Origin of the sequence: Micromonospora sp. NPDC005305, assembly GCF_040607315.1 — a bacterium.
In the GTDB taxonomy this organism is placed as follows: Bacteria; Actinomycetota; Actinomycetes; order Mycobacteriales; family Micromonosporaceae; genus Micromonospora.
The window spans coordinates 1-21,607 of sequence record NZ_JBEXGL010000034.1 but is presented as its reverse complement, the minus strand read 5'-3'; the positions used below and the strand labels follow the sequence as shown (position 1 = coordinate 21,607).

Sequence of the window (21,607 nt, the reverse complement as noted above, 5' to 3'; positions counted from 1 at the left end):
GAAGATCTGCGTCCATTCCCGCTTAGGTACGGAGCGAGGACGTCGAAGGTTCAACCGGGGATCGGGAGAATTCGCGGAGATTTCCGGGGCGGCCGGACGCGGCCCCGCGACGCCGGGTCAGTCGGCGCAGAGGTGGTCGAAGGCGAAGCCGCCCACGAACTCGTCGCGCCGTGCGGCCAGCCGCCGGATCTGCCCGCGTACCTCGTCCCGGTCCACCAGGGACGGGTCGGCGGCGTCCAGGTCACGCATCCGCTCCCCGATCGCCACAGCGGCCAGGTCCTCGGCCAGCCGGCCCGGGTCCACCCCGCAGGAGAAGCGCTGGGCAACCAGGTGCACCCGCTCGACCAGGCACCGGCCGGGCCGCACCTCGACCCAGCCCCAGCCCTCGGCCGGCCCGTCCGTCCACCGCACGTGCAGCCCGCGGACGATCGGGTCGGCGAGCCGGCGCTCCACGTACGCGTCGACGGCGGCGGCCCGGGCCAACGCTCCGAGGTCGTTGACCGGCCCGCGCCGGCCGTCGGGAAGCCGGCCGACGATGTCCCGGAAGCCGACCGCGTCGCCGCTGCCCGGGTCGGTGCCGGCGGCGTAGTCGCGTGCGTCGATGACGTACTCGACGAGGCGGCGGGCATGCTCGGGCGCGCGCAACGTCGGCGACTCGACCCGCAGCAGCGGCAGCCCGACCGCGGCGCAGACCGCGCTGGTCATCCGTTCGGCCCGGCGGGCCGGCGACCCGGCGGGAGCGGCCGGCGCGAACTGCACGGCGAACAGCGGCAGGCCGGTGTCGGCGGCGCAGACGACCTGGTCGAGGCCCTCCCGCCCGGCGGTGCTCCACTGGTGCCCGGTGACGCCCGGCGGCCGGCCCTGCACCAGCTCACCGAGCCGCCGGGCCGCGTACGCCACGTGGCCGGCGCGGACGAGCTGCGGCGCGACCCCGGGCGGGATCGGACGCAGCCAGGAGGTGGCCACGCTGCCGGTGCTCGTCATCTCGCCAGATCCATCCGTCGCTCGGTCGACGCCCGAGTCTAGGGCGTCGATCATGGCGGCCGCCTCGGCGGTGCGGCGGAATCCGGTTGCCCGGTCCGGCCCCGGCCGGTGGAATCGCCCGATGGCGATCCTCCTGGCGACCGGACGGCTGGTGCTGCGCGAGTTCACCCCGGACGACGCCCCGCTCCTGACCGAGCTGGACGGCGACCCGGCGGTGATGCGCTACCTGACCGGCGGGCGGCCCACCCCGGCCGGCGAGATCCGCGACCGGGTGCTGCCCGCCATGCTGGCCGCGTACCGCCGGCCGCCCGGGCTCGGCTGGTGGGCGGCGGAACGGCGGGCCGACGGGGACTTCCTCGGCTGGTTCGAGTTCCGCCCGCTGCGCGACGGCGACCCGCGCGAGGTGGAGCTGGGCTACCGGCTGCGCCGGGCCGCCTGGGGCGCCGGATACGCCACCGAGGGCGCGCGGGCCCTGGTCGAGCACGGCTTCACGGCGCTCGGCGTGGAACGGGTGGTGGCGACCACGATGGCGGTCAACACCGGGTCCCGCCGGGTCATGGCGAAGGCGGGGCTGGCGTACCGGCGGACGTTCCACCAGGACTGGCCGGAGGCGATCCCCGGCTCCGAGCACGGCGAGGTGGAGTACGCGCTGACCCGCGCGGAGTGGGCCGCCCGCCGGCCGGCCACCGATACCGACCCGTCGTCCGGTGCGCGGCGGGTTCCGGGCCTCTAGGCTCGGCCGGGTGCACAGCGGACGGACCCCGGAGCGGCTGACCAAACGCGGCCTCGTCGCCGTCTCCCACGCCATCGAACGGGCCGCGCTGGCCGAGGCCGAGGACGGACCGCTGGTCGTGTTCGCCCTCTTCCAGCGGCCGCCGTACTTCGCCCGGGAAAGCGCCGTCTACCGGCGGATCGCCGCCCGGGCCGCGGTGACCGTGGTCGGGATGGTCGGCGGGCCCCCGCCGGACCTGCCCGCCGGGGCGTACCCGGTGCTGCTCGAGGACGCCGAGGACCTGGCCCGGGAGTGGAGCGTGGTGGCGCTGACGCCGCGCTTCGGGGCGAGCCTGGTGGCGTACGACCGGGCCGAGGTGGCGCCGGCGGAGACCCTCGAAGCCGGCCGCCTCTTCGACGGGCGCTGGGGCTTCCGCCGGGACGAGGCGCTGCACGACGTGCTCCGGCTGTGGGAACAGCTCGACGGGCGGCTGCCCGGGCCGGCGCGGACGGCGCTGGAGCAGGCGGTGGCGCGGGTCCGGGACATCCCGGCCGGCCCCGGCGAGTCCCGCGCCGAGGCGGCGCTGCGGCTGCTGGCCCGGCGGGGCGAGCGGGCGCACCCGGTCGAGCCGGCCGACGGCCTGCTCGACGAGCCGGGGCTGCGACGGTGGACCGGCATGGACGGGGTGACCGCCTCGGGCACCCTGCCGGTGGCGCTGGTCGGCCTCCGGGTGGACGAGCCGGCCGGCGCGCCGGAACGCTTCGGCCGCCGCGGGGCCGCCCGGGAGGGCCAGGCCGTGCTCGCGGCGGTCACCAGCGTGCTGAGCCCGGTCGACCGGGCGGTCCGCCTCGCCGACAACGAGTTCCAGCTGATCCTGCCCGGGCGGGACGAGGCGGCGGCGCTCGCCGTGGTGGGCCGGCTGCACGAGGCGGTGGGCGGGTTGGCCCACTCGTACCCGTTCGTCGCGTACGCGGTGCACGCGGCGGTCACCGTGACCGCCCGGCGGCCACTGCCGGTCGCCGACCTGCGGCACGCGGTGGAGTGGGCGGTGCGCGAGGGCGTGCCCGTGGCCTCGCTGCCCTCGGAGCGCGTGCCCGTCCCCGCCGGCTGACCGCCGCATGCCCGGCCCGGAAACGGGTACGCCCCGCCGGTCCGGATCGAGGCGGAGCGGGGGTGGGGCATGACGCGCGGGCAGTTCGGCTTCCTGGCCGGCTTCCTGGTGGTCGCGGTCTGGGCGCTGGGCGGCGCGGGGGCGGCGGCCGCCGCGACCGTGGCCGGCCTGGTCGGGTGGCTGCTGGTCCGGGTGCGCGACGGGGACGTCAGCCTGCCCGGGCTCGCCGACCGGGCCACCGCCGACCGGCGTCGCTGAGGCGGGTTCACGATGACCGGCACCCTGCCCCGGCGCGCCACCGCCCCGCGCGCGCCGGCCACCTGGTCGGAGGAGCGGACCGCCGCGCTCGCCGAGGACGCGGCGCGCCGCACCCCGTCCGTCACCGGCCCGGTGGCCACGGTGCGCGTCGACGGCGGCGCCGTCCGGGTCGACCTGGACGTGGTGGTCACGCACGGCGCGCCGCTGACCGCGGTGGCCGAGGCGGTCCGCCGCCGGGTGGCCGCCCGGATCGAGGCGCACACCGGCCTGACCGTCGAGGCGGTCACCCTCACGGTGGTCGACCTGCGCCTGCCCGGCGAGCCGACGAGCGTCGACCGGGACGACCGCGACCGGCAGCGGGCAGCGGACCCGCGGGAGGCGACATGAACGCCACCGGGGGCGAGCGGAGTGGACCGTGCGCACGGTGAACCGGGCCGCCACCCTGCTGCTCGCCGTGGCCCTGCTGGGCGGCGGGGTGCTGGTGGCCGTCGCGGGGCTGCTCGCCGCACTGGGCCGCCCCGGTCCCCTGCCGTCCGGGTGGTCGGCCACGCTGACCACGGCCCGCTGGGCGGACGCGCCGGTGCGCGGCGTCGCCGCCGCCGTCACCCTCCTCGGCCTCGTGGTGCTCGGCGCCGAGCTGCGCCGGTGGCGGCCGACCCGGCTGCGGCTCACCGACGACGACGGCTGGCACCTGCACCGCCGCTCGGTGGAGCGGCGGCTGGCCCGGGCGGTCCGGTCGGTGCCGAGCGTCCGCCGGGCCCGGGTCCGCGTCCGCCGGCGCGGGGACGCCTGGCGGCCCCGGGTGACCGCCACCGGCGACCCGGCCGCCCGAGCCGACGTCGAGTTCGCGCTGCGCCGGGAACTGGACCGGCTGACCGCGCCCCGCCGCGGCCCCATCGAGGTCCGGCTCGTCCCCGCCCGGCGGACGCCGTGAGCAACGCCGCCCACCGGCTGCTGTGGACCGTCCTCGCCCTGCTGCTCGTGGCGGCGGGCGGCACGGCGTGGGCGGTCGGGGCGGGCCGGCTGCCCGGCGGTGGCGTGCCGCTGGTCGGGGCCGGGCCGGTGAGCTGGTGGCGGGCCGGCGCGCCGTGGAGCGGCCTCGCCGTGGCCGTGGGCGGGCTGCTGCTCGCCCTGCTCGGGCAGCGGCTGCTCGCCGCCGCGCGGCGGGTCCCGGACCGGCTCGGCGGCACGCTTGCGCACCGCGGCGACGGCGCCGGCCGCACCCGGGTGGCGAGCGGTGTGCTGACCGGCGCGCTGGAACGCGATCTGCTGCGGGCGCCGGGCGTCCGCCGGGCGCGGGTCGTCCTCACCGGCCCGGTTACCGGCCCGGACGTGTGGGTCGAGGTGCGCCTGGCCCCGTCCGCCGGGATCGGGGCGGCCCGCGCGCACGTCGACGCGGCGGTACGCCGGTTCGCCGCCACGGTGGGCTGCCGCCCCGCCCACCTGGACGTGACGGCGCTGGTGGACGAGACCAGCGGCTGACCGCTACCGGCCCCCGCACGGACGACCGTCGATGGGCGACGATGGGCCGGGGCGAGGGAGGGAGCCGTCGTGCGGGTGGTGTCGCTGGTGCCGTCGTTGACCGAGGCGGTGGCGCTGACCCGCCCCGAGGTGCTGGTGGGCGCCACCGACTGGTGCACCCACCCGGCCGGGCTGGACGTCGCCCGGGTCGGCGGGAGCAAGTATCCGGACCTGGACCGGGTGCGCGCGCTCGAGCCCGATCTGGTGCTGCTCAACGAGGAGGAGAACCGCCTCGCCGACGCGGACGCGCTGCGGGCGGCCGGCGTGCCGGTGCGGGTCACCTTTCCCCGTACCGTGCCGGAGGCGCTGACCCAGCTCGGCGAGCTGGTCGCCGCGCTCGGCGTGCCCGCCGAGCCGGACTGGCTGCGAGCCGCGCGCCGGGCCTGGGCCGCGCCGCCCGCGCCGGCCACGCGACGGGCGGCGGTGGTGCCGGTGTGGCGGCGCCCCTGGGTGGTGCTCGGCCGGGACACCTTCGCCGGTGACGTGCTGCTGCGGCTCGGCGTCACCAACCGGTACGCCGACCACCCGGAGCGCTACCCCCGGCCCGGCCTCGACGAGCTGCGCACCCGGGAACCGGAGCTCGTGGTGCTGCCGGACGAGCCCTACCGGTTCACCGCCGACGACGGGCCGGAGGCGTTCCCCGGCGTGCCGGCCGCGCTGGTCTCCGGCCGGCACCTCACCTGGTACGGGCCGTCGCTCGCCGAGGCCCCCGCCCTGCTCGCCGCCCAGCTCGCCACGGACACCTGAACGAGCCGCCGGCGCCGACCGGGCCGTGTCGACACCGGACCAGGGCGCCGGTCCGGAGAGCCGCGCCCGCCACTCCCGTGCCGCCCACCGGTCCCCGCCGCCACGCCGTAACGGGGACCGACGCGTATCGGCCGGCCGCGATCCGGCAGGATCGACGGGGACCGCACCTGTCAGCACCGAGGAGACCCGCTCATGGAGAAGCCCGAGGTTGGCCCGATCGAGGGCGCCCCGCCCGCCGATCTCGTCATCGAGGACATCACGGTCGGCGACGGCCCGGAGGCCCGACCCGGCCAGCTGGCCAACGTGCACTACGTGGGCGTGGCCCACTCGACCGGCCGCGAGTTCGACGCGTCGTGGAACCGGGGTGACACGTTCGAGTTCCCGCTGGGCGGCGGCCAGGTCATCGCCGGCTGGGACCAGGGCGTGGTCGGCATGAAGGTCGGCGGCCGGCGCCGGCTGACCATCCCGCCGCACCTGGGCTACGGCGCCCGGGGCGCCGGCGGCGCGATCAAGCCGAACGAGACGCTGGTCTTCGTGGTGGACCTGGTCGGCGTGCGCTGACCGGAGACCGTGTGGCAGGGCCGTCGGCGGCGCGCCGGCGGCCCTGCGGCGTCAGGCCGCGGCGCAGGTGACCAGATCGCGGGCCGACTCGCGGATCGGCAGCACCCGGTGCAGGCCGGTGGCCCGCAGCACCCGGGCGACCACCGGGTCGGGGTCGACCAGCACCAGCTCGCCGCCGCGGGCCCGCACCCGCAGGTGGGCGGCGACCAGCGCGCGCACCCCGGCGGCGGACAGCAGGCGCACGCCGGACAGGTCCAGCCGCAGCACCGGCCGTGCCGGCGCGGCCCAGAGCGCAGCCCGGAACGCCGCCACGGTGGCGATGTCGATTTCGCCCACCGCCCGCACGTCCACCACGTGGTCGCTGACGCTCGTCGCCACGTGGAACCGGTCGCCGCCCTCTCGCATGTCCCCGAACCTATCCCCCACCACCGACAGTTCCGGCCGCTCACGGGCGGGGTTCCGGGTACGTCCCGGGTGCGACCCTGAGCGGCCTCGGGGTCATCCCGCAGGGCCGCGACCGCGGCGGAGACACGCCGCCGGGGATTCCCGGCCGGGGCATCGGCGGGGAAGAATGGCCGGATGGCCGTTCCCCGCCCCCGCGTGCCCCTGCTGATCCGGCCGGTCCGTGAGCCGGCCACCGTGCCACCGCCGCTGGACGGGCCGTGGGCCCCCGCCGACGTACGGCTCGACCGGGCCGACCTGCTGCCACTGCCCGACGGCGCGCACGGCCCGGAGGACGTGCTGATCGACCCGGAGGGCCGGGCGGTCAGCGGCGACGAGGACGGCCGGCTCTGGTGGTGGCCGGCGGACGCCCCGGCCGGCACCCGCCCCACGCTGCTCGCCGAGACCGGCGGGCGCCCGCTCGGCATCGAGCTGGACCCGGTCGACGGCGGGCTCATCGTCTGCGACGCCTACCGGGGGCTGCTGCGGGTCACGCCCGACGGCGCGGTGCACGAGCTGACCGGGACGGCGCCGCCGGTGCACCTGGCCGACAACGCCGCCGTGGCCCGGGACGGCACGATCTACTTCACCGACTCGTCGGACCGGTTCCCGCTCTCACACTGGAAGCGGGACCTCCTGGAGCACCGGCCCAACGGCCGGGTGCTGGCCTACGACCGGCGGACCGGGCGCACCGAGGTGGTGGCGGGCGGCCTCTACTTCCCCAACGGGGTGGCGCTCACCCCGGACGAGTCCGCGCTGATGCTGGTCGAGACGGCCACCCACCGGCTGCTCCGGGTGGACCTGCCCGACGGCCGGGCCACCGTGCTGGCCGACCTGCCGGCCTACCCGGACAACGTCTCGGCCGTCGGCGACGGGACCTACTGGATCGCGCTGCCCAGCCCCCGACTGCCGATCATGGAGAAGCTGCTGCCACATCCCCGGGTGCGCCAGCTCGTCGCCCTGCTCCCCGGGGCGGTGCAGCCGCAGCCCCGCCGCTACGCGCTGGTCGCGCTGGTGGACGGGGCCGGGCGCGTGCTGCGCACGCTGCACGGCCCGAGTGGGGCGTACCCGATGGTCACCGGCGTGCGGCAGCACGGGCGGCGCCTCTGGCTGGGCAGCCTGACCGCGACGGGCGTGGCCCGGGTGGACCTGGACTGACCGGCGCGGGACCGGCCCGCAGTGTCTACGGGCCGGCCCTGTGCCGTTCCTCCCCGGTGGTCAGCCGCCGCTGTTGCTCTTGGACGGGGCGGGGGCGGGCGACGACCCGCCGGCCACCGCGCCCGGATGCGGCGTGGCGCTGTGGGTGGGCTTCAACCCCGCCGGTACGGGCAGCGCGCTGCCCTTGACGAACTCGTCCCAGCCCACGTTCCAGGCCGTGAAGCCGTTGCCCTGATCCAGCTTCACCTCGGTGCCCTTGACGGTCACCAGGTCGCCGACCTGCGTGATGCCCATCAGCCAGTCCGCGGCGGTGGCGGAGACGTTGGTGCAGCCGTGTGAGGTGTTGTTGAAGCCCTGCTCCCCCTCCGACCACGGGGCGGAGTGGATGAACTCGCCACCCCAGGTGAGCCGCTGGGCGTCGTCCACGTCGACCACGTACGGATCGGCCGAACCGCGGGTGTCGAAGGTGGTGCGGTCGAACTTCTCCATGATCACCATCTTGCCGCTGGAGGTGGGCGTGCTCGACTTGCCGAGGCTCACCGGCACCTTGCGGAGCAGCTTGCCGTCCTGGTAGACGGACATCTGCTTCGTGGCGTTGTCGATCTCGAGTGAGACCTGCCGCCCGACCTTGGCGGTCGCGCTGTGGTCGGCGTCGCCGATGGCGTCCTTGCCGATCGGCAGCCCCTGCAGGGCGCTCCGCACACTGATCTTCGTGCCGGACTTCCAGAAGTCGGGCGCCCGGTATTCGACCTGCTTGCCGTCCGACTCCCACGACCAGGTGCCGGGCTGCGGCGGGTCGGTCTTCACGAACAACCGGCGCTGCACGTCCGCTCTGGCCTCTTTCGGAATTGGCGGATCGAATGCGACCACCACCGGCATGGCCGTCCCGTACGTCTGATTACCGGTGAAATAGAGCTCGCTGGTGACGGCCGGTTTGGTGGATTTCGCCATCGTGGTGAACGTCGTCTTCTGCGTGGTGGTCCGCCCGGAATCGCCGGTCGCGGTCACCTCCGCGGTGTACGTCCGCGAGTTCTCCAACGGCTTGTCCGGCACCCAGCCCGACCCGTCCTCACGCGGCTGCGCCGGCACCGGCCGGCCCTTGTCGTCGGTGAGCTTCACGGCGGTGACCTTGCCGCCGCTGACCGTGGTCCCCACCTCGGCGCTGACCGGCACGCCCTTCGTCCGGTCCGCCGGGGTCACGGTCACCGACGGCGCCGCGGCCGCCTTGCCGTGGCCGTGTTTCACGGCATCCCTCTGGCCGGCGGTGCACCCGCCGACCACCAACGGTGTGGCTGCGATGGTTACCGCCAACAGCGTGAATCGCCGCCTCACATCCATATTCCGCACCCCATTTCCGCTCCCCTTGGCTCACATTCTGTATGGCCCTCGGGACGGCGTGGCATATTCGGCGGAATTGCTCGGGGCGGCTGACTTCGCTTTCGACTCCGGCGTACGGAAATGGGAATTGGCGACGTCGACGGGCGGGACGTCACGGCGGCGACCGGGTTGCGCGGCGTGCCGTGAACGACCGGTTCGGCCCCGGCCCCGCGGGGTGGCCGGGACCGGGGCCGGGACTCAGACGTTCGCGACCAGCAGGGCGGGCTGCTCGACGCAGTCCGCCACGTGCCGCAGGAAGCCCCCGGCCACGCCGCCGTCGCAGACCCGGTGGTCGAAGGTGAGGCTGAGCTGCGTCACCTTGCGCACGGCCAGCTGCCCGTCGACCACCCAGGGCTTGTCGACGATCCGGCCGACGCCGAGCAGCGCCGCCTCGGGGTGGTTGATGATCGGGGTCGACCCGTCCACGCCGAACACCCCGTAGTTGTTCAGCGTGAAGGTGCCGCCGGTCAGCCGCGCCGGGGGCAGGGTGCCGGCCCGGGCGGCCGCCGTGGTCTCGGCGAGGGCGGCGGCCAGCTCCCGGGTGGTCAGCCGCTGGGCATCGCGCAGGACCGGGACGACGAGGCCCCGGTCGGTCTGCGCGGCGATGCCCAGGTGCACGCCGGCGGACTGGACGATCCGCTGCCCCTCGGTGTCGACGTGGGCGTTGAGCTGCGGATACTTCCGCAGGCCGCTCAGGCAGATCCGGGCCAGCAGGGCCAGGATGCTGACCGGCGACTCCGGGGTGGCGGCGTTGATCGCGGCCCGGGTCGCCAGCAGCCCGGTGGCGTCCACGTCCACCCAGATGGTCACCTCGGGGATCTCCCGCCGGCTGCGGGAGAGCTTGTCGGCGATGACCTTGCGGATGCCGGTGAGCGGGATGACCACGTCGCCGTCGCCGGCCGGGGCCAGCCCGACGTGCGCGGCCGGGGCGTCCGGCACGGCGGCGAGCGGCGCGGCCGGCGCGGTGGACGCCGCCTCGACGTCGGCGCGGCGGATCACCCCGCCCGGCCCGGTGCCCCGCAGGGCCGCCAGGTCGAGGCCGCGCTCCCGGGCCAGCCGCCGGACGATCGGCGAGATGACCAGCGGCGCGGTGCGCGGCGGGCGGTCCGGGCCGTCGGCCGTGGGGGTGCCGGTGACCGGGGCGGTCGCCGGCGTGACGTCGGGCTCGGGCGCCAGGGCCAGCCGGGGGCGTCGCCGCCGCCGGCCCGCGCCGCCGTGGCCGGTGCCGTACCCGATCAGGACGTTGCCGGAGCCGGCCCGCTCCTCCTCGCGGTAGGTGGCGTGCGGGTCGTCGCCGCCGTCGCCGTCGAGCGGGGCGATCGTGATGAGCGGCTGGCCCACCGGGCGGACCTCACCCGCCGCGCCGTGCAGGGCCACGACACGGCCGGCGTACGGGCAGGGGACGTCGACCACGGCCTTGGCGGTCTCCACCTCCACCACGGTCTGGTCCACGGTGACCACGTCGCCGACGGCGACCCGCCACTCGACGATCTCCGCCTCGCTCAGCCCCTCGCCCAGGTCGGGCAGGAGGAAGTCGCGCGTTCCGGTCGCGGTGGTCATGCCGCGCTGGCCGGGCATGCCCTCACGGCCCTCGCTTCGCTCGGTGCGTTCGCTCATGCCGCCACCCACCGCTCGTCCGGCTGGTCGTCCCACTGGAGCCGGGCCACGGTGTCCAGCACCCGGTCCACCGACGGCAGGTGGGTGTGCTCCAGCATCGGCGCCGGGTAGGGGATGTCCAGCCCGGAGACCCGCAGCACCGGGGCGTGCAGGGCGTGGAAGCAGCGCTCCTGCACCCGGGCGGCGATCTCGGCGCCGACACCGGCGAAGCCCTGCGCCTCCTGGATCACCACGCAGCGGCCGGTCTTCCGCACCGAGGCGGTGACGGTGGCGTCGTCGAACGGCACGATGGTCCGCACGTCGACCACCTCCAGGTCCCAGCCCTCCTCGCGGGCGGCCTCGGCGGCCTCGAGCGCGACCGGCACCGCCGGCCCGTACGCGATCAGGGTGGCGTCGGTGCCGGCACGGCGCACGACGGCCTTGCCGAACGGCGCGGTCCGGGCCGGCAGCTCCGCCTCGGCGCTGGAGAAGTAGAGCTTCTTAGGCTCCATGAACACGACCGGGTCCGGGTCGTCGATCGCCTCGCGCAGCAGCGAGTACGCGTCCTCGACGGTGGCCGGGGTGACCACCTTCAGGCCCGGGGTGTGGGCGTAGTACGCCTCGGACGAGTCGCAGTGGTGCTCGACGCCGCCGATGCCACCGGCGTAGGGCACCCGGATGACGATCGGCACGCTGAGCGCGCCCCGGGTGCGGTTGCGCAGCTTCGCCACGTGCGAGGCGATCTGCTCGAACGCCGGGTACGCGAACGCGTCGAACTGCATCTCGACCACCGGGCGCAGCCCGGACATGGCCAGGCCGACGGCGAAACCGACGATGCCGGCCTCCGCGAGCGGGGTGTCGAAGCAGCGCTTGTCGCCGAACCGGGCCTGGAGCCCGTCGGTGATCCGGAAGACGCCGCCGAGCTGCCCGACGTCCTCGCCGAAGACGACCACCCGCTCGTCGTCCAGCATCGCATCGGCGAGCGCGGCGTTGAGCGCCTTCGCCATGGTCATGGTGGCCATCAGGCGTCCCCCTCCTCGGCGCGGGCGGCGGCCAGCTCGGCACGGACCTGGTCCCGCTGCTCGACCAGTTGCGGGGTCGGCTCCGCGTAGACGTGGTCGAAGAGGCTGAGCGGGTCCACCTCGGGCTGGGCGTTCATCCGGTCGCGCAGCGCGGCGGCGTACGCCTCGGCCTCCTCGGCGATCTCGGCGACCGCGGCGTCGTCCAGCGCGCCCCGGTTCCGCAGGTACGCCTCCAGCCGGGCGATCGGGTCCCGGTCGCGCCACGCCTCGACCTCTTCGGCGTCCCGGTAGCGGGTCTGGTCGTCGGCGTTGGTGTGCGGCTCCATCCGGTAGGTGTGCGCCTCGACCAGGTACGGCCCCTTGCCGGCGCGGGCGTGCGCGACGGCCCGGTTGAGCACGGCGAGCACGGCCACCGGGTCGTTGCCGTCGACCTGCTCGCTGGGCACGCCGTAGCCGACGCCCTTGTAGGCCAGGCTCGGCGCGGCGGTCTGCCGGGACAGCGGCACGCTGATCGCGTACTTGTTGTTCTGCACGAAGTACACGACCGGGGCCTTGAACACGGCGGCGAAGTTGACGCCCTCGTGGAAGTCGCCCTCGCTGGTGGCGCCGTCGCCGATGAAGGCCAGCGCCACGGTGTCCCGCCCCTGGTAGGACTCGCCGTAGGCGAGCCCGGCGGCGTGCACGCACTGGGTGGCGAGCGGGGTGCACTGCGGCGCGGTGTGCACGGCGGTCGGGTCGTACCCGCAGTGCCAGTCGCCGCGGAGCAGGGTGAGCACCTCGACCGGGTCGATGCCGCGGGCGGTCAGCGCCATGGACTCCCGGTAGGTCGGGAAGACCCAGTCGGTGTCGCGCAGCGCCAGCACCCCGCCGACCTGGCAGGCCTCCTGGCCGCGCGAGGACGGGTAGACGGCGAGCCGGCCCTGCTTGGTCAGCGCGGTGGCCTGCACGTCGAAGCGACGGCCGACGACCATCCGGCGGTACATCTCGCGCAGCGCCTCGACCGGCGGCTCCGGGTAGTCGTCCCGGGCCGGCAGCGGGGTGCCGTCCGGGTTCAGCAGCCGGACCGGCTCGCTCTTCGGCAACAGGCCGTCGGTGGGGTCGGGAGCGGCCGGGGTTGCCGGCCGGCGGGTGCGCGGGGATGCCCTGCGGACCGCCTGGGGTGTGGTCGTCACGGCGGGGACCTCCTGGACGTGTGGTGGCCCTATGCTTCCGCTGTCGGATGATTGACTCAACATCCGGCGTGAACGCAGGACGAATGGCACCGGAAGGCGACCCTCATGAGCCAGGAGACCGGAACCACACCGGGCACGGCGGGCGGAACGGGACGTTCGGCCGGGCCACTCGACGAGGTCGACCGGCGGATCCTGCGCGAACTGACCGAGGACGCCCGGCTGTCCATCCGTACGCTGGCCGAACGGGTGCACGTCTCGCGCACCAACGCGTACGCGCGGGTGGAGCGGCTGCTGCGGGACGGGGTAGTCACCGGGTTCCGGGCCCAGGTGGCGCCCGAGCCGGCCGGGCTGGGCACCTCGGCGTACATCGCGCTGACCATCGAGCAGAACACCTGGCGCGAGGTGTCCGCCGAGCTGGCCCGGGTGCGCTACATCGAGCACGCGGCGCTGCTCAGCGGCGAGCACGACGTGCTGGCCCTCGTCCGGGCGCCGGACAACGCCACCCTGCGGGACGTGGTGCTGGACCGGGTGCAGAGCATCGCCGGGGTCTTGTCCACCCGGACCTGGCTGGTCTTCGAGGAGTTCGACGGGACGCTGAGCCCCTGGCAGTGAGCGCCTACCGCTCCGGCGGGGCCTCCAGGCCCTCCCGGTCGGCCAGCTCCAGCAGCGGCTCCAGCGAGAACCGGCGCTCGTCCAGGCCGGCGTGCGGGTCACCCCGCTCGGCGAACCGGGCCGGCATGCTGACCACGTCGAAGTCCTCCGGCCGGGCGTCGTCCAGCTCCGCCCAGGACAGTGGCGCCGAGACCAGCGCCCGCGGGGTGGGCCGGATCGAGTACGCCGAGGTCACGGTGTGGTCGCGGGCCATCTGGTTGTAGTCGACGAAGACCGGCCGGTCCCGCTGCTCCCGCCACCAGGTGGTGGTGACGAGATCGGGCAGCCGGCGCTGCATCTCCCGGCCCAGCGCCAGCACCGCGCGCCGGCAGTCGCCGAAGCTCCACCGCGGCTCGATGGACAGGTAGACGTGGATGCCCCGCCCGCCGGTGGTCTTCGGGTAGCCCACCAGGCCCAGCTCGTCGAGGAACGCGCGCACCTCGTGGGCGACCGGCACGACCTGGGCGAAGTCCACCCCGGGCATCGGGTCCAGGTCGATGCGGAGCTGGTCGGGGCGCTCCACGTCGCCCGCCGAGACCGGCCACGGGTGGAACCGCAGGGTGCCCAGGTTGACCGCCCAGATCACCACGGCCAGCTCGCTCGGGGCCACCTCGTCGGCCGTCCGGCCGCTGGGGAAGGTGATGTGCGCGGTGCGCACCCAGTCGGGCGCGCCGGCCGGCAGCCGCTTCTGGTAGAACGCGTCACCCTTGTTGGTCTGCCGGGTGGCGATCGTCGCGCCCTCGAACACGCCGCGGGGCCAGCGCTCCAGCATGGTCGGTCGGTCGCGCAGCGCCCGCAGGATGCCGTCACCGACGGCGAGGAAGTAGCGGACCACGTCCAGCTTGGTCAGCCCGCGTTCCGGGAAGTAGGGCTTGTCCGGGCTGGAGACGCGGACCAGCCGCTCACCCACCCGGATCTCCTCGGCCGCCGTGGTCGCCACGCCTCACACCGTACGACGCGGACGGTCGCGGCGCGGGGATGTCGTCACGTGATCAGCAGGACCCCGACGACGATCAGCGGCACCGAGACGAACAGGAAGATGCCGACGCCGGTGAGCACCCGGCCCCCGCCGCCGTCCTCCCGTTCCGGAGCCAGGCCGAAGGTGGACCGGGCCGGCAGCATGCCGATCCGGCTCAGCGTCAGGTCACCGGTCATCCCGATCACCGCGCCGACCAGCATGAACGCCACGCCGAGCCGGTGGACGAAGTCGCCGCCGCTGACCCCCACCCAGATGCCCACCGCGATCCCGATCGTCACCACCGCGATCAGGAAGAGCACCAGCGCCTCCCGCAGACCCCTGATGACCGTCGCCACGCGTCCGCCTCCCCGCCACCGGGCCCACGCCGGTGCCGGACGACATTCTGCCCGGTCGATGCCACCCCGCGCCGCCCGCGCGGCGTTGCGGTCCCGGGACACGCTCGTGGCCGGGCGGGCGCACCCACCCGGCCACCGGCGCGTACGGTCAGCCGTTCTCCTTGTGGAGCCGGTCGCCGAGCATCTTCTTGCCCTGGTCGGCGACCTTGCGGTTGTTCTCCTGGATCTTGCGGAACCAGGTGGCGAGCTCGGTGTCGCCCCGATCCTCTGCGTCGGCGATGTACGTCTCCATCTGCCAGACGTGCTGCAGTGACATCTGCACCGTGTGGATCAGGTCGTAGTTCTTGTCCTTTACCGGGCTCATCGGCTCTCGTACCATCGTCGCCACGGCACCCTCCCCTGGGTCGGCTTCGCCCGCTTCCGGGCCGACCGCGCTTACCCGCCCGGCCGCGGTTCACGCCCCGGGTGTGCCGGCCGCCACCGACCGGCACGGTTACCCCCGGGAGACCCCGGGTACCGGAGGCCGCATGGCGGAACTGGCAGCGCTCTGGATCGTCCGGCACGGCGAGAGCACGGCGAACGTCGCGGCCACGGCGGCCGAGGCGTCGGGCGCCGAGCTGATCGAGCTGACCCACCGGGACGCGGACGTGCCGCTGTCGCCCACCGGCGAGGAGCAGGCGCGGGCGACCGGACGCTGGCTGGCCGGGCTGCCCGAGGCGCGGCGGCCGGACGTGGCGGTGGTGTCGCCGTACCTGCGGGCGGTGCGGACCGCCGAGCTGGCCCTCGCCGGCACCGGCGTGCCGGCGAGCCGCGACGAACGGTTGCGCGACCGCGAGCTGGGCATCCTCGACGGGTTGACCGGCCAGGGCGTCCGGCGGCGGTACCCCGACGAGGCGGCGCGCCGGGACCGGCTCGGCAAGTTCTACTACCGCCCGCCCGGCGGGGAGTCCTGGACCGACGTGGCGCTGCGGCTGCGCGCGCTCCTCGGCGACCTGCGCCGGGACCACGCCGGCGGCCGGGTGCTGCTGTTCGGCCACGACGCGCTGGTGTTCCTGCTGCGGTACCTCGTGGAGGGGCTCACCGAGGCGGAGCTGATGGCGCTGACCCGGGAGCACGTGATCGCCAACTGCTCCGTCACCGGCTGGTCGGCCGACGCCACCGGCCGGCTGACGCCGGACGTGTTCAACGACGTCACCCACCTGCACCGGCAGGGGGCGCGTTCGACCAGGGAGGACGAGGTCCATGCCGAGCCGGTCTGAGGTCATCACCCCCGCGCTGCTGCGGGACTGGGCGCTCCCGGTGCCGACCGGCGGCAAGGAGGCCCGGGGCACCGTGCTGGTGGTCGGCGGGTCCCGGTTCACCCCCGGCGCGGTGCTGCTCGCCGGGGTGGCCGCGTTGCGCGCCGGGGCCGGCGTGCTGCAACTGGCCGCCGCCGAGTCCACCGCCGCCGCGCTCAGCATCCAGGTGCCCGAGGCGCTGGTGGTCGGCCTGCCGGAGACCGCCGACGGTGCCGTCCGGGGCGACCCCGGCGAGCTGCTCGACGGCCTGATCGCCGAGGCGGACGTGGTGGCGGTCGGCCCCGGCCTCAAGGACATCGACGCCACCCGGGCGCTGCTGCACGTGATCCTGGACGCGGCCGGCCCGGAGACCGCGCTGGTGCTCGACGCGTACGCCCTCGGCGCGCTCAGCCACGAGCCGGACCTGCTGGTCGGCTCGGGCCGCAAGGTGGTGCTCACGCCCAACCTCACCGAGGCCCGGCACCTGCTCGACCGGAAACCCGGCGACGACCTGGACGCCGAGGCCGTGCACCTGGCCCGCCGGTACGACGCGGTGGTCTCCCTCTACGGCCACATCGCCACTCCCGACGGGCGGGCCTGGCGCGAGGAGAGCGGCGACGCCGGCCTGGGCACCTCGGGGAGCGGCGACGTCCGGGCCGGGCTGCTCGCGGGGCTGCTCTCGCGGGGCGCCGAGCCGGCCCAGGCCGCCTGCTGGGCCGCGTTCGCCCACGCGGTCAGCGGGCAACGCCTGGTCCCCCGCTACGGGCGGATCGGCTTCCTGGCCCGCGAACTGCTCGACGAGATCCCCTACACGGTGGCCACCGTCTGACGGGTGTTGTCCGACGGTTCAGGTGTGTGTAACACCACACCGGCTCCCGTCGCTGAACCCTCGAAGGCGGGCAGCCTGCCCGTCTTCCGCCGGCCCGCTTCCCTCCAGGGAGTGGGATCCGGCCGGGATCGGCCCCCTGGGAGTCTGTGTGAAGAACCTCCGTCGCAAGACACTGGCCGCCGCGTCCGCCACGACGCTCGGCGTCGGCCTCGCCCTCACCGGCGGGCTCGCACCGGCGGCGGCCGCCGGACCGGACACCTCCTATCTGGTCCTCGCCCCGCAGGGCGCCAACACCAGCAAGGCCGCCGCCCGCGTGGCGGCCGCCAAGGGCACCGTCGTGGCCTCCTACGACCGGATCGGCGTGCTCGTCGCCCGCTCGACCAACCCGGACTTCGCCACCCAGGTGGCGGGGGCGGGCGTCGAGTCGGTCGCGTCCACCGCCGGCCTGGGCACCGCCCTCGACGAGGGCGAGACCGTGGAGGTCTCCGCGGCCGACGTCGCCGCCGCCACCGGCGACCCGACCAAGGAACCGCTCTACGGCCAGCAGTGGGACATGGACATGATCCACGTGCCGCAGGCGCACGCGGTGAACAACGGCAGCCCGAACGTCGTCGTCGGCGTGCTGGACAGCGGCATCTCCAGCACCCACCCGGACCTGGCGACCCAGATCGCCAAGGACAAGAGCACGTCCTGCATCGGCGGTGTCACCAACACCACCGAGGCGGCGTGGAACCCGACCACCAGCGACCACGGCACCCACGTGGCCGGCACCATCGCCGCCGCCGTCAACGGCGTCGGCGTGACCGGCATCGCTCCGGGCGTCAAGGTCGCCGCCGTCAAGGTGGTCAACGACGGCGGCTACATCTTCCCGGAGGCCGCGGTCTGCGGGTTCATGTGGGCCGCCGACCACGGCATGCAGGTCACCAACAACAGCTACTACATCGACCCGTGGGAGCTGAACTGCCGCAACGACGCCCGCCAGCGTCCGGTGTGGCAGGCCGTGCAGCGGGCGATCCGCTACTCGCAGTCCAAGGGCGTGCTCAACGTGGCGTCCGCGGGCAACTCCAACTACGACCTGGCGCACAAGATCACGGACACCGGCAGCCCGAACAACGGGACGCCGGAGAACCGTGAGAACCTCACCAACGCCTGCCTCGACCTGCCGGCCGAGGCGCCGGGCGTGGTGACCGTCTCGGCGGTCGGTCCGACCGGCGCGAAGAGCTACTACTCCTCGTACGGCCAGGGCGTGGTGGACGTGACAGCGCCGGGTGGCGACAGGTGGGTCCGCACGCAGGGCGCCAGCTCGACCACCGCAGACCAGATCCTGTCGACGACCTTCAACACCGCCACCCGGACCAACGGCTGGGGGTACAAGCAGGGCACCTCGATGTCCGGCCCGCACGCCACCGGCGTCGCGGCGCTGGCGTTGTCGGCGCACCCCGGGATGACCCCGGGCCAGCTGGCGTCGTTCCTGGAGCGCACGTCGGTCGCGCAGTCCTGCCCGGAGGGCGTCTACAACCTTGTGCCGCTGCACCCGAGCGGCCCGCACGCCTACGACGCGACCTGCTCCGGCGGGGAGCGCAACTCGTTCTACGGCGCCGGCATGGTCGACGCGTACAACGTGGTCAAGTAGCGGTAGCACCAGCGTGGTGGGGCCCGGCGACGTGTCGCCGGGCCCCGTCCGTTTGTCCTGGTCGGGACGGGGGTACCGGGGCGACATCAGCCGACTCTAGGAGGTAACCGGTGTCCACCGATGCCATCGTCCTGCTCAAGGAGGACCACAAGGAGATGCGCCGCCTGTTCAAGGCCTTCCAGGACGCCGAAGAGGGTCCGGCGGCGCAGCGGAAGAAGCTGGTGACGCAGATCCTCGAGGCACTGACGGTGCACACCTACCTCGAGAACGAGGTGATGTACCCGGAGGTCCGCAAGCTCGTGCCGGACGTCGAGGACGACATCCTCGAGTCGTACGAGGAGCACCACGTGGCCGACGTGCTCTGCTTCGAGCTGTTCACGATGGACGCCGACGACGAGCGCTACAACGCCAAGACGACGGTGCTGATCGAGAACGTGCTGCACCACGTCGAGGAGGAGGAACAGGAGTGGTTCCCCAAGGTCCGCGAGGCGCTCGGCCGTAACCAGCTCCAGGAGATCGGCCAGCGCATGATCGACCTGCGCCCGAAGGCGCCGAAGACCCCGACCGCCCCGAAGGCGCTGAAGAAGTCGCTGGACGCCGTCGTCGCCTGACGCACCACGTGTCGGCGGGACCCGGCCCCGGCCGGGTCCCGCCGTTCGTCGTGCGGGTCAGCTGCCGGAGCCGGGCTCGGCCATCTTCCGGTGCTGCTCCGCCTTTAACCGGTCCGGGACGATCTTGCCGGCCGCGGTCTGCACCTTGTTGAGCAGCGAGCCGGCGGACACCTTGTGCTCCCCCTTCATGAGGGCCTCGAAGGCGTCCTCGGCCACCGCGCGCGGGTCGTCCTTCTTCCCCTGGCCCACCCGGGTGTCCTCCATGTCGGCCCGCGCGAAGAACCCGGTGTCGGTCGGGCCGGGCATCAGCGAGGTGACCGTGACGCCGCTGTCCTTCAACTCGTTGCGCAGCGCCTCGGCGAACGACTGCACGAACGACTTCGAGGCGTTGTAGACCGCTGGAACGCCCCCGGCATGGTCGCGGCGATCGACGAGGTGAACAGCACCCGCCCCTGGCCGCGCTCGACCATGGCCGGCAGCAGCCGCTTGGCCAGGTGCACGGTCGACCGCACGTTCAGGTCGACGATGTTCAGCTCGTCGCTCAGGTCGGTGCCGCCCACGAAGGTCCCGCCCGCCGCGGCCGGCGTTCAGCGCCAGGGCGTCCACCGGACGGCCCAGGTCCGTCACGGCCCGCGCCAGCTGCTCCACCCCGTCGGGCGTGGCCAGGTCCACCCGCACGGGGTACGCCTGCGGGCCGCTGTCGCGCTGCAGGTTCCGCGCCGCCGTCGCGATCCCCGGGTCCTCGGCGGCCACCACCACGTCGTACCCGTGCTCGGTGAACTGGGCGGCCAACTCGTACCCGATGCCGCTGGACGCGCCCGTCACCACGGCGAGCGGACCGCCGCTGGTCGGTGTGCTCATCCTCCGGTCTCCCTCCCCGGACGCGGGCCGCGCGGCCCCGCCCCTCCCCCCGGGGTTTGCCCAGCCCCGGGCCGCCCAACCCGGCCGCACCCGGCGGAGGTGCGCCCGCCCGGCTCCGGCGCACCCGGTAGGATCGGCGCGGGCCGTGACTGGCGCGTGAGGATGGAGAACCATCGGGAAGCGGTCCCGTCATGAGGACGCACGCCGAGCGCCTGGGCCTTCCGCACGTCACCAGGAGGTCGCATGTCGCTGAACGCCGAATCCACCGCCTTCCGCAGCGCGCTGGAGGTGATCCGCGCCGTCGAGCCGCGGGTGGCGGACGCCATCGGGGCCGAACTCGCCGACCAGCGCGAGTCGCTCAAGCTCATCGCCAGCGAGAACTACGCCTCCCCGGCCACCCTGCTGGCCATGGGCAACTGGTTCAGCGACAAGTACGCGGAGGGCACCATCGGCCGCCGCTTCTACGCCGGCTGCCAGAACGTCGACACCGTCGAGGCGCTCGCCGCGGAACACGCCAAGGAGCTGTTCGGCGCGGCCCACGCGTACGTGCAGCCGCACTCCGGCATCGACGCCAACCTGGTCGCGTTCTGGGCGATCCTGGCCGACCGGGTCGAGTCCCCGGCGCTCAAGAAGGCCCAGGTGCGCCAGGTCAACGAGCTCACCGAGGCGGACTGGTTCGCGCTGCGCCGCGAGCTGGGCAACCAGCGGATGCTCGGCATGTCGCTGGACGCCGGCGGCCACCTCACCCACGGCTTCCGGCCGAACATCTCCGGCAAGATGTTCGACCAGCGCAGCTACGGCACCGACCCGGCCACCGGGCTGATCGACTACGACAAGGTCGCCGAGGCGGCCCGCGAGTTCAAGCCGCTGATCCTGGTCGCCGGCTACTCGGCGTACCCCCGGAAGGTCAACTTCCGGATCATGCGGGAGATCGCCGACTCGGTCGGCGCCACCTTCATGGTCGACATGGCGCACTTCGCCGGGCTGGTCGCCGGCAAGGTCTTCACCGGCGACTTCGACCCGGTGCCGCACGCGCACATCGTCACCACCACCACCCACAAGTCGCTGCGCGGCCCGCGCGGCGGCATGGTGCTCTGCGGCCCGGAACTGGCCGACCAGGTCGACCGCGGCTGCCCCATGGTGCTCGGCGGCCCGCTCCCCCACGTGATGGCCGCCAAGGCCGTCGCCCTGGCCGAGGCCCGCCGCCCCGACTTCGCCGGCTACGCCCAGCGCATCGTCGACAACGCCCAGGCGCTCGCCGACGGGCTGCTGCGGCGGGGCGCGAAGCTGGTCACCGGCGGCACCGACAACCACCTGGTGCTCATCGACGTCTCCGGCTACGGCCTCACCGGCCGGCAGGCCGAGCAGGCCCTGCTCGACTCCGGCATCGTGACCAACCGCAACGCCGTCCCGCAGGACCCCAACGGCGCCTGGTACACCTCCGGCATCCGGATCGGCACCCCGGCGCTGACCACCCGCGGCCTCGGCGCCACCGAGATGGACACCACGGCCGAGCTGATCCACACCGTGCTCGGCCAGACCACGCCGGGCGCCAACGCCGACGGCACCCCGTCCAAGGCCAAGTACGTCCTCGACCCGGCCCTGGCCGAAACGGTGAGCAAGCAGGCCAGCGACCTGCTGAGTGGCTTCCCGCTCTACCCGGCCGTCGACCTCGGCTGACTGTGAGGCTGGTGGGGTCGGTTCAGCAGTGATGAGCTGATAGCTGGCAGCGGTAGGCGTGACCCTTCGTCTGACTGGCCTTGTGCCTTTG

At 74.6% G+C, this 21,607-nt stretch carries 25 protein-coding genes and 1 riboswitch; of the genes, 15 read left to right on the top strand and 10 right to left on the bottom strand.

The genetic code is table 11. The features are described 5' to 3' along the window. Nucleotides 1–117: 117 nt before the first annotated feature. Nucleotides 118–984 (bottom strand): hypothetical protein, encoded by an 867-nt coding sequence (locus ABZS80_RS31420; RefSeq protein ID WP_355061570.1) that lies wholly within the window; start codon nt 982–984, stop codon nt 118–120. Between the two features lie 121 nt (nt 985–1,105). On the opposite strand from ABZS80_RS31420, the gene ABZS80_RS31415 reads away from it, so the two are divergent. The 8 genes from ABZS80_RS31415 (at nt 1,106) to ABZS80_RS31380 (ending at nt 5,894) form a co-directional block, all read left to right on the top strand. Beyond that, complete coding sequence (locus ABZS80_RS31415) at nt 1,106–1,717, top strand: GNAT family N-acetyltransferase (RefSeq protein ID WP_355061568.1); 612 nt, start codon at nt 1,106–1,108, stop codon at nt 1,715–1,717. Nucleotides 1,718–1,727: 10 nt separating this feature from the next. After that, nucleotides 1,728–2,807, top strand: coding sequence for a DICT sensory domain-containing protein (locus ABZS80_RS31410; RefSeq protein WP_355061566.1), 1,080 nt, complete (start codon nt 1,728–1,730; stop codon nt 2,805–2,807). 69 nt (nt 2,808–2,876) lie between these two features. After that, nucleotides 2,877–3,065 carry a hypothetical protein gene (locus ABZS80_RS31405; RefSeq protein ID WP_355061564.1) on the top strand — a complete coding sequence of 63 codons (189 nt, stop codon included), beginning with the start codon at nt 2,877–2,879 and terminating at the stop codon, nt 3,063–3,065. A 12-nt stretch (nt 3,066–3,077) separates the two neighbouring features. Then, nucleotides 3,078–3,452 (top strand): Asp23/Gls24 family envelope stress response protein, encoded by a 375-nt coding sequence (locus ABZS80_RS31400; protein WP_355061562.1) that lies wholly within the window; start codon nt 3,078–3,080, stop codon nt 3,450–3,452. A 28-nt stretch (nt 3,453–3,480) separates the two neighbouring features. Continuing rightward, nucleotides 3,481–3,999 (top strand): hypothetical protein, encoded by a 519-nt coding sequence (locus ABZS80_RS31395; protein WP_355061560.1) that lies wholly within the window; start codon nt 3,481–3,483, stop codon nt 3,997–3,999. Then, complete coding sequence (locus ABZS80_RS31390; RefSeq protein ID WP_355061558.1) at nt 3,996–4,547, top strand: hypothetical protein; 552 nt, start codon at nt 3,996–3,998, stop codon at nt 4,545–4,547. Before ABZS80_RS31395 ends, ABZS80_RS31390 begins: the two co-directional genes overlap by 4 nt. A 69-nt stretch (nt 4,548–4,616) precedes the next feature. Beyond that, a complete protein-coding gene (locus tag ABZS80_RS31385) occupies nt 4,617–5,333 on the top strand; it encodes a helical backbone metal receptor (protein ID WP_355061556.1) in 717 nt (238 codons plus the stop codon). Nucleotides 5,334–5,525: 192 nt separating this feature from the next. Continuing rightward, a complete protein-coding gene (locus ABZS80_RS31380) occupies nt 5,526–5,894 on the top strand; it encodes an FKBP-type peptidyl-prolyl cis-trans isomerase (protein ID WP_151464754.1) in 369 nt (122 codons plus the stop codon). Between the two features lie 51 nt (nt 5,895–5,945). Here the strand turns inward: ABZS80_RS31380 and ABZS80_RS31375 are convergent, their stop codons facing one another. After that, on the bottom strand, nt 5,946–6,299 hold the full coding sequence (locus ABZS80_RS31375) for an anti-sigma factor antagonist (RefSeq protein ID WP_151464755.1): 354 nt from the start codon (nt 6,297–6,299) through the stop codon (nt 5,946–5,948). A gap of 174 nt (nt 6,300–6,473) precedes the next feature. Between ABZS80_RS31375 and ABZS80_RS31370 the strand changes: the two genes are divergently transcribed. After that, on the top strand, nt 6,474–7,493 hold the full coding sequence (locus tag ABZS80_RS31370; protein WP_355061553.1) for an SMP-30/gluconolactonase/LRE family protein: 1,020 nt from the start codon (nt 6,474–6,476) through the stop codon (nt 7,491–7,493). Nucleotides 7,494–7,553: 60 nt separating this feature from the next. On the opposite strand, the gene ABZS80_RS31365 is transcribed toward ABZS80_RS31370, so the two are convergent. The 4 genes from ABZS80_RS31365 to pdhA all read right to left on the bottom strand — a co-directional run bounded on the left by ABZS80_RS31365 (nt 7,554) and on the right by pdhA (nt 12,693). Beyond that, the gene (locus ABZS80_RS31365; RefSeq protein ID WP_355061551.1) at nt 7,554–8,831 is read right to left on the bottom strand and encodes an Ig-like domain-containing protein; all 1,278 of its coding nucleotides are present in this window, start codon (nt 8,829–8,831) and stop codon (nt 7,554–7,556) included. A 237-nt stretch (nt 8,832–9,068) separates the two neighbouring features. Next, nucleotides 9,069–10,430 carry a dihydrolipoamide acetyltransferase family protein gene (locus tag ABZS80_RS31360; RefSeq protein WP_355061620.1) on the bottom strand — a complete coding sequence of 454 codons (1,362 nt, stop codon included), beginning with the start codon at nt 10,428–10,430 and terminating at the stop codon, nt 9,069–9,071. Between the two features lie 53 nt (nt 10,431–10,483). Next, entirely contained in the window at nt 10,484–11,488 is a 1,005-nt protein-coding gene (locus ABZS80_RS31355) for an alpha-ketoacid dehydrogenase subunit beta (protein WP_355061549.1), read from the bottom strand. Further along, nucleotides 11,488–12,693, bottom strand: coding sequence for a pyruvate dehydrogenase (acetyl-transferring) E1 component subunit alpha (gene pdhA / locus ABZS80_RS31350; protein ID WP_355061618.1), 1,206 nt, complete (start codon nt 12,691–12,693; stop codon nt 11,488–11,490). The genes ABZS80_RS31355 and pdhA overlap by 1 nt, the downstream gene beginning before the upstream one ends. Before the next feature lie 72 nt (nt 12,694–12,765). Between pdhA and ABZS80_RS31345 the strand changes: the two genes are divergently transcribed. Beyond that, nucleotides 12,766–13,272, top strand: coding sequence for an Lrp/AsnC family transcriptional regulator (locus ABZS80_RS31345; RefSeq protein ID WP_151464759.1), 507 nt, complete (start codon nt 12,766–12,768; stop codon nt 13,270–13,272). A 4-nt stretch (nt 13,273–13,276) separates the two neighbouring features. Here the strand turns inward: ABZS80_RS31345 and ABZS80_RS31340 are convergent, their stop codons facing one another. The 3 genes from ABZS80_RS31340 to ABZS80_RS31330 all read right to left on the bottom strand — a co-directional run bounded on the left by ABZS80_RS31340 (nt 13,277) and on the right by ABZS80_RS31330 (nt 14,989). Beyond that, entirely contained in the window at nt 13,277–14,251 is a 975-nt protein-coding gene (locus tag ABZS80_RS31340; protein ID WP_151464760.1) for a DNA primase small subunit domain-containing protein, read from the bottom strand. 44 nt (nt 14,252–14,295) lie between these two features. Then, nucleotides 14,296–14,625, bottom strand: a complete 330-nt coding sequence (locus ABZS80_RS31335; RefSeq protein ID WP_151464761.1) for a hypothetical protein — start codon at nt 14,623–14,625, stop codon at nt 14,296–14,298. 148 nt (nt 14,626–14,773) lie between these two features. After that, complete coding sequence (locus tag ABZS80_RS31330) at nt 14,774–14,989, bottom strand: hypothetical protein (RefSeq protein ID WP_355061546.1); 216 nt, start codon at nt 14,987–14,989, stop codon at nt 14,774–14,776. 163 nt (nt 14,990–15,152) lie between these two features. On the opposite strand from ABZS80_RS31330, the gene ABZS80_RS31325 reads away from it, so the two are divergent. The 4 genes from ABZS80_RS31325 to ABZS80_RS31310 all read left to right on the top strand — a co-directional run bounded on the left by ABZS80_RS31325 (nt 15,153) and on the right by ABZS80_RS31310 (nt 18,975). Then, nucleotides 15,153–15,884 carry a histidine phosphatase family protein gene (locus tag ABZS80_RS31325; protein ID WP_355061544.1) on the top strand — a complete coding sequence of 244 codons (732 nt, stop codon included), beginning with the start codon at nt 15,153–15,155 and terminating at the stop codon, nt 15,882–15,884. Further along, nucleotides 15,868–16,731 carry an NAD(P)H-hydrate dehydratase gene (locus tag ABZS80_RS31320; RefSeq protein WP_355061542.1) on the top strand — a complete coding sequence of 288 codons (864 nt, stop codon included), beginning with the start codon at nt 15,868–15,870 and terminating at the stop codon, nt 16,729–16,731. The genes ABZS80_RS31325 and ABZS80_RS31320 overlap by 17 nt, the downstream gene beginning before the upstream one ends. 148 nt (nt 16,732–16,879) lie before the next feature. Continuing rightward, complete coding sequence (locus ABZS80_RS31315; RefSeq protein ID WP_355061540.1) at nt 16,880–18,364, top strand: S8 family serine peptidase; 1,485 nt, start codon at nt 16,880–16,882, stop codon at nt 18,362–18,364. A 110-nt stretch (nt 18,365–18,474) separates the two neighbouring features. Then, complete coding sequence (locus ABZS80_RS31310) at nt 18,475–18,975, top strand: hemerythrin domain-containing protein (RefSeq protein WP_355061538.1); 501 nt, start codon at nt 18,475–18,477, stop codon at nt 18,973–18,975. 57 nt (nt 18,976–19,032) lie between these two features. On the opposite strand, the gene ABZS80_RS31305 is transcribed toward ABZS80_RS31310, so the two are convergent. Beyond that, entirely contained in the window at nt 19,033–19,836 is an 804-nt protein-coding gene (locus ABZS80_RS31305) for an SDR family NAD(P)-dependent oxidoreductase (RefSeq protein ID WP_355061537.1), read from the bottom strand. Nucleotides 19,837–19,971: 135 nt separating this feature from the next. Then, nucleotides 19,972–20,061: riboswitch (ZMP/ZTP riboswitch) on the top strand. A gap of 18 nt (nt 20,062–20,079) precedes the next feature. Here ABZS80_RS31305 and ABZS80_RS31300 point away from each other — a divergent pair. Beyond that, complete coding sequence (locus tag ABZS80_RS31300; RefSeq protein ID WP_355061535.1) at nt 20,080–21,516, top strand: glycine hydroxymethyltransferase; 1,437 nt, start codon at nt 20,080–20,082, stop codon at nt 21,514–21,516. Nucleotides 21,517–21,607: the final 91 nt, after the last annotated feature.

What these genes read in the sequence shown, in the direction of transcription:
- ABZS80_RS31420 (WP_355061570.1), bottom strand. Translation starts at nt 984, where the DNA reads ATGACGAGCACCGGCAGCGTGGCCACCTCCTGGCTGCGTCCGATCCCG.
- ABZS80_RS31415 (WP_355061568.1), top strand. Translation starts at nt 1,106, where the DNA reads ATGGCGATCCTCCTGGCGACCGGACGGCTGGTGCTGCGCGAGTTCACC.
- ABZS80_RS31405 (WP_355061564.1), top strand. Translation starts at nt 2,877, where the DNA reads ATGACGCGCGGGCAGTTCGGCTTCCTGGCCGGCTTCCTGGTGGTCGCG.
- ABZS80_RS31400 (WP_355061562.1), top strand. Translation starts at nt 3,078, where the DNA reads ATGACCGGCACCCTGCCCCGGCGCGCCACCGCCCCGCGCGCGCCGGCC.
- ABZS80_RS31380 (WP_151464754.1), top strand. Translation starts at nt 5,526, where the DNA reads ATGGAGAAGCCCGAGGTTGGCCCGATCGAGGGCGCCCCGCCCGCCGAT.
- ABZS80_RS31375 (WP_151464755.1), bottom strand. Translation starts at nt 6,299, where the DNA reads ATGCGAGAGGGCGGCGACCGGTTCCACGTGGCGACGAGCGTCAGCGAC.
- ABZS80_RS31370 (WP_355061553.1), top strand. Translation starts at nt 6,474, where the DNA reads ATGGCCGTTCCCCGCCCCCGCGTGCCCCTGCTGATCCGGCCGGTCCGT.
- ABZS80_RS31365 (WP_355061551.1), bottom strand. Translation starts at nt 8,831, where the DNA reads ATGGATGTGAGGCGGCGATTCACGCTGTTGGCGGTAACCATCGCAGCC.
- ABZS80_RS31360 (WP_355061620.1), bottom strand. Translation starts at nt 10,430, where the DNA reads ATGACCACCGCGACCGGAACGCGCGACTTCCTCCTGCCCGACCTGGGC.
- ABZS80_RS31355 (WP_355061549.1), bottom strand. Translation starts at nt 11,488, where the DNA reads ATGGCCACCATGACCATGGCGAAGGCGCTCAACGCCGCGCTCGCCGAT.
- ABZS80_RS31345 (WP_151464759.1), top strand. Translation starts at nt 12,766, where the DNA reads ATGAGCCAGGAGACCGGAACCACACCGGGCACGGCGGGCGGAACGGGA.
- ABZS80_RS31330 (WP_355061546.1), bottom strand. Translation starts at nt 14,989, where the DNA reads ATGAGCCCGGTAAAGGACAAGAACTACGACCTGATCCACACGGTGCAG.
- ABZS80_RS31325 (WP_355061544.1), top strand. Translation starts at nt 15,153, where the DNA reads ATGGCGGAACTGGCAGCGCTCTGGATCGTCCGGCACGGCGAGAGCACG.
- ABZS80_RS31320 (WP_355061542.1), top strand. Translation starts at nt 15,868, where the DNA reads ATGCCGAGCCGGTCTGAGGTCATCACCCCCGCGCTGCTGCGGGACTGG.
- ABZS80_RS31305 (WP_355061537.1), bottom strand. Translation starts at nt 19,836, where the DNA reads ATGAGCACACCGACCAGCGGCGGTCCGCTCGCCGTGGTGACGGGCGCG.
- ABZS80_RS31300 (WP_355061535.1), top strand. Translation starts at nt 20,080, where the DNA reads ATGTCGCTGAACGCCGAATCCACCGCCTTCCGCAGCGCGCTGGAGGTG.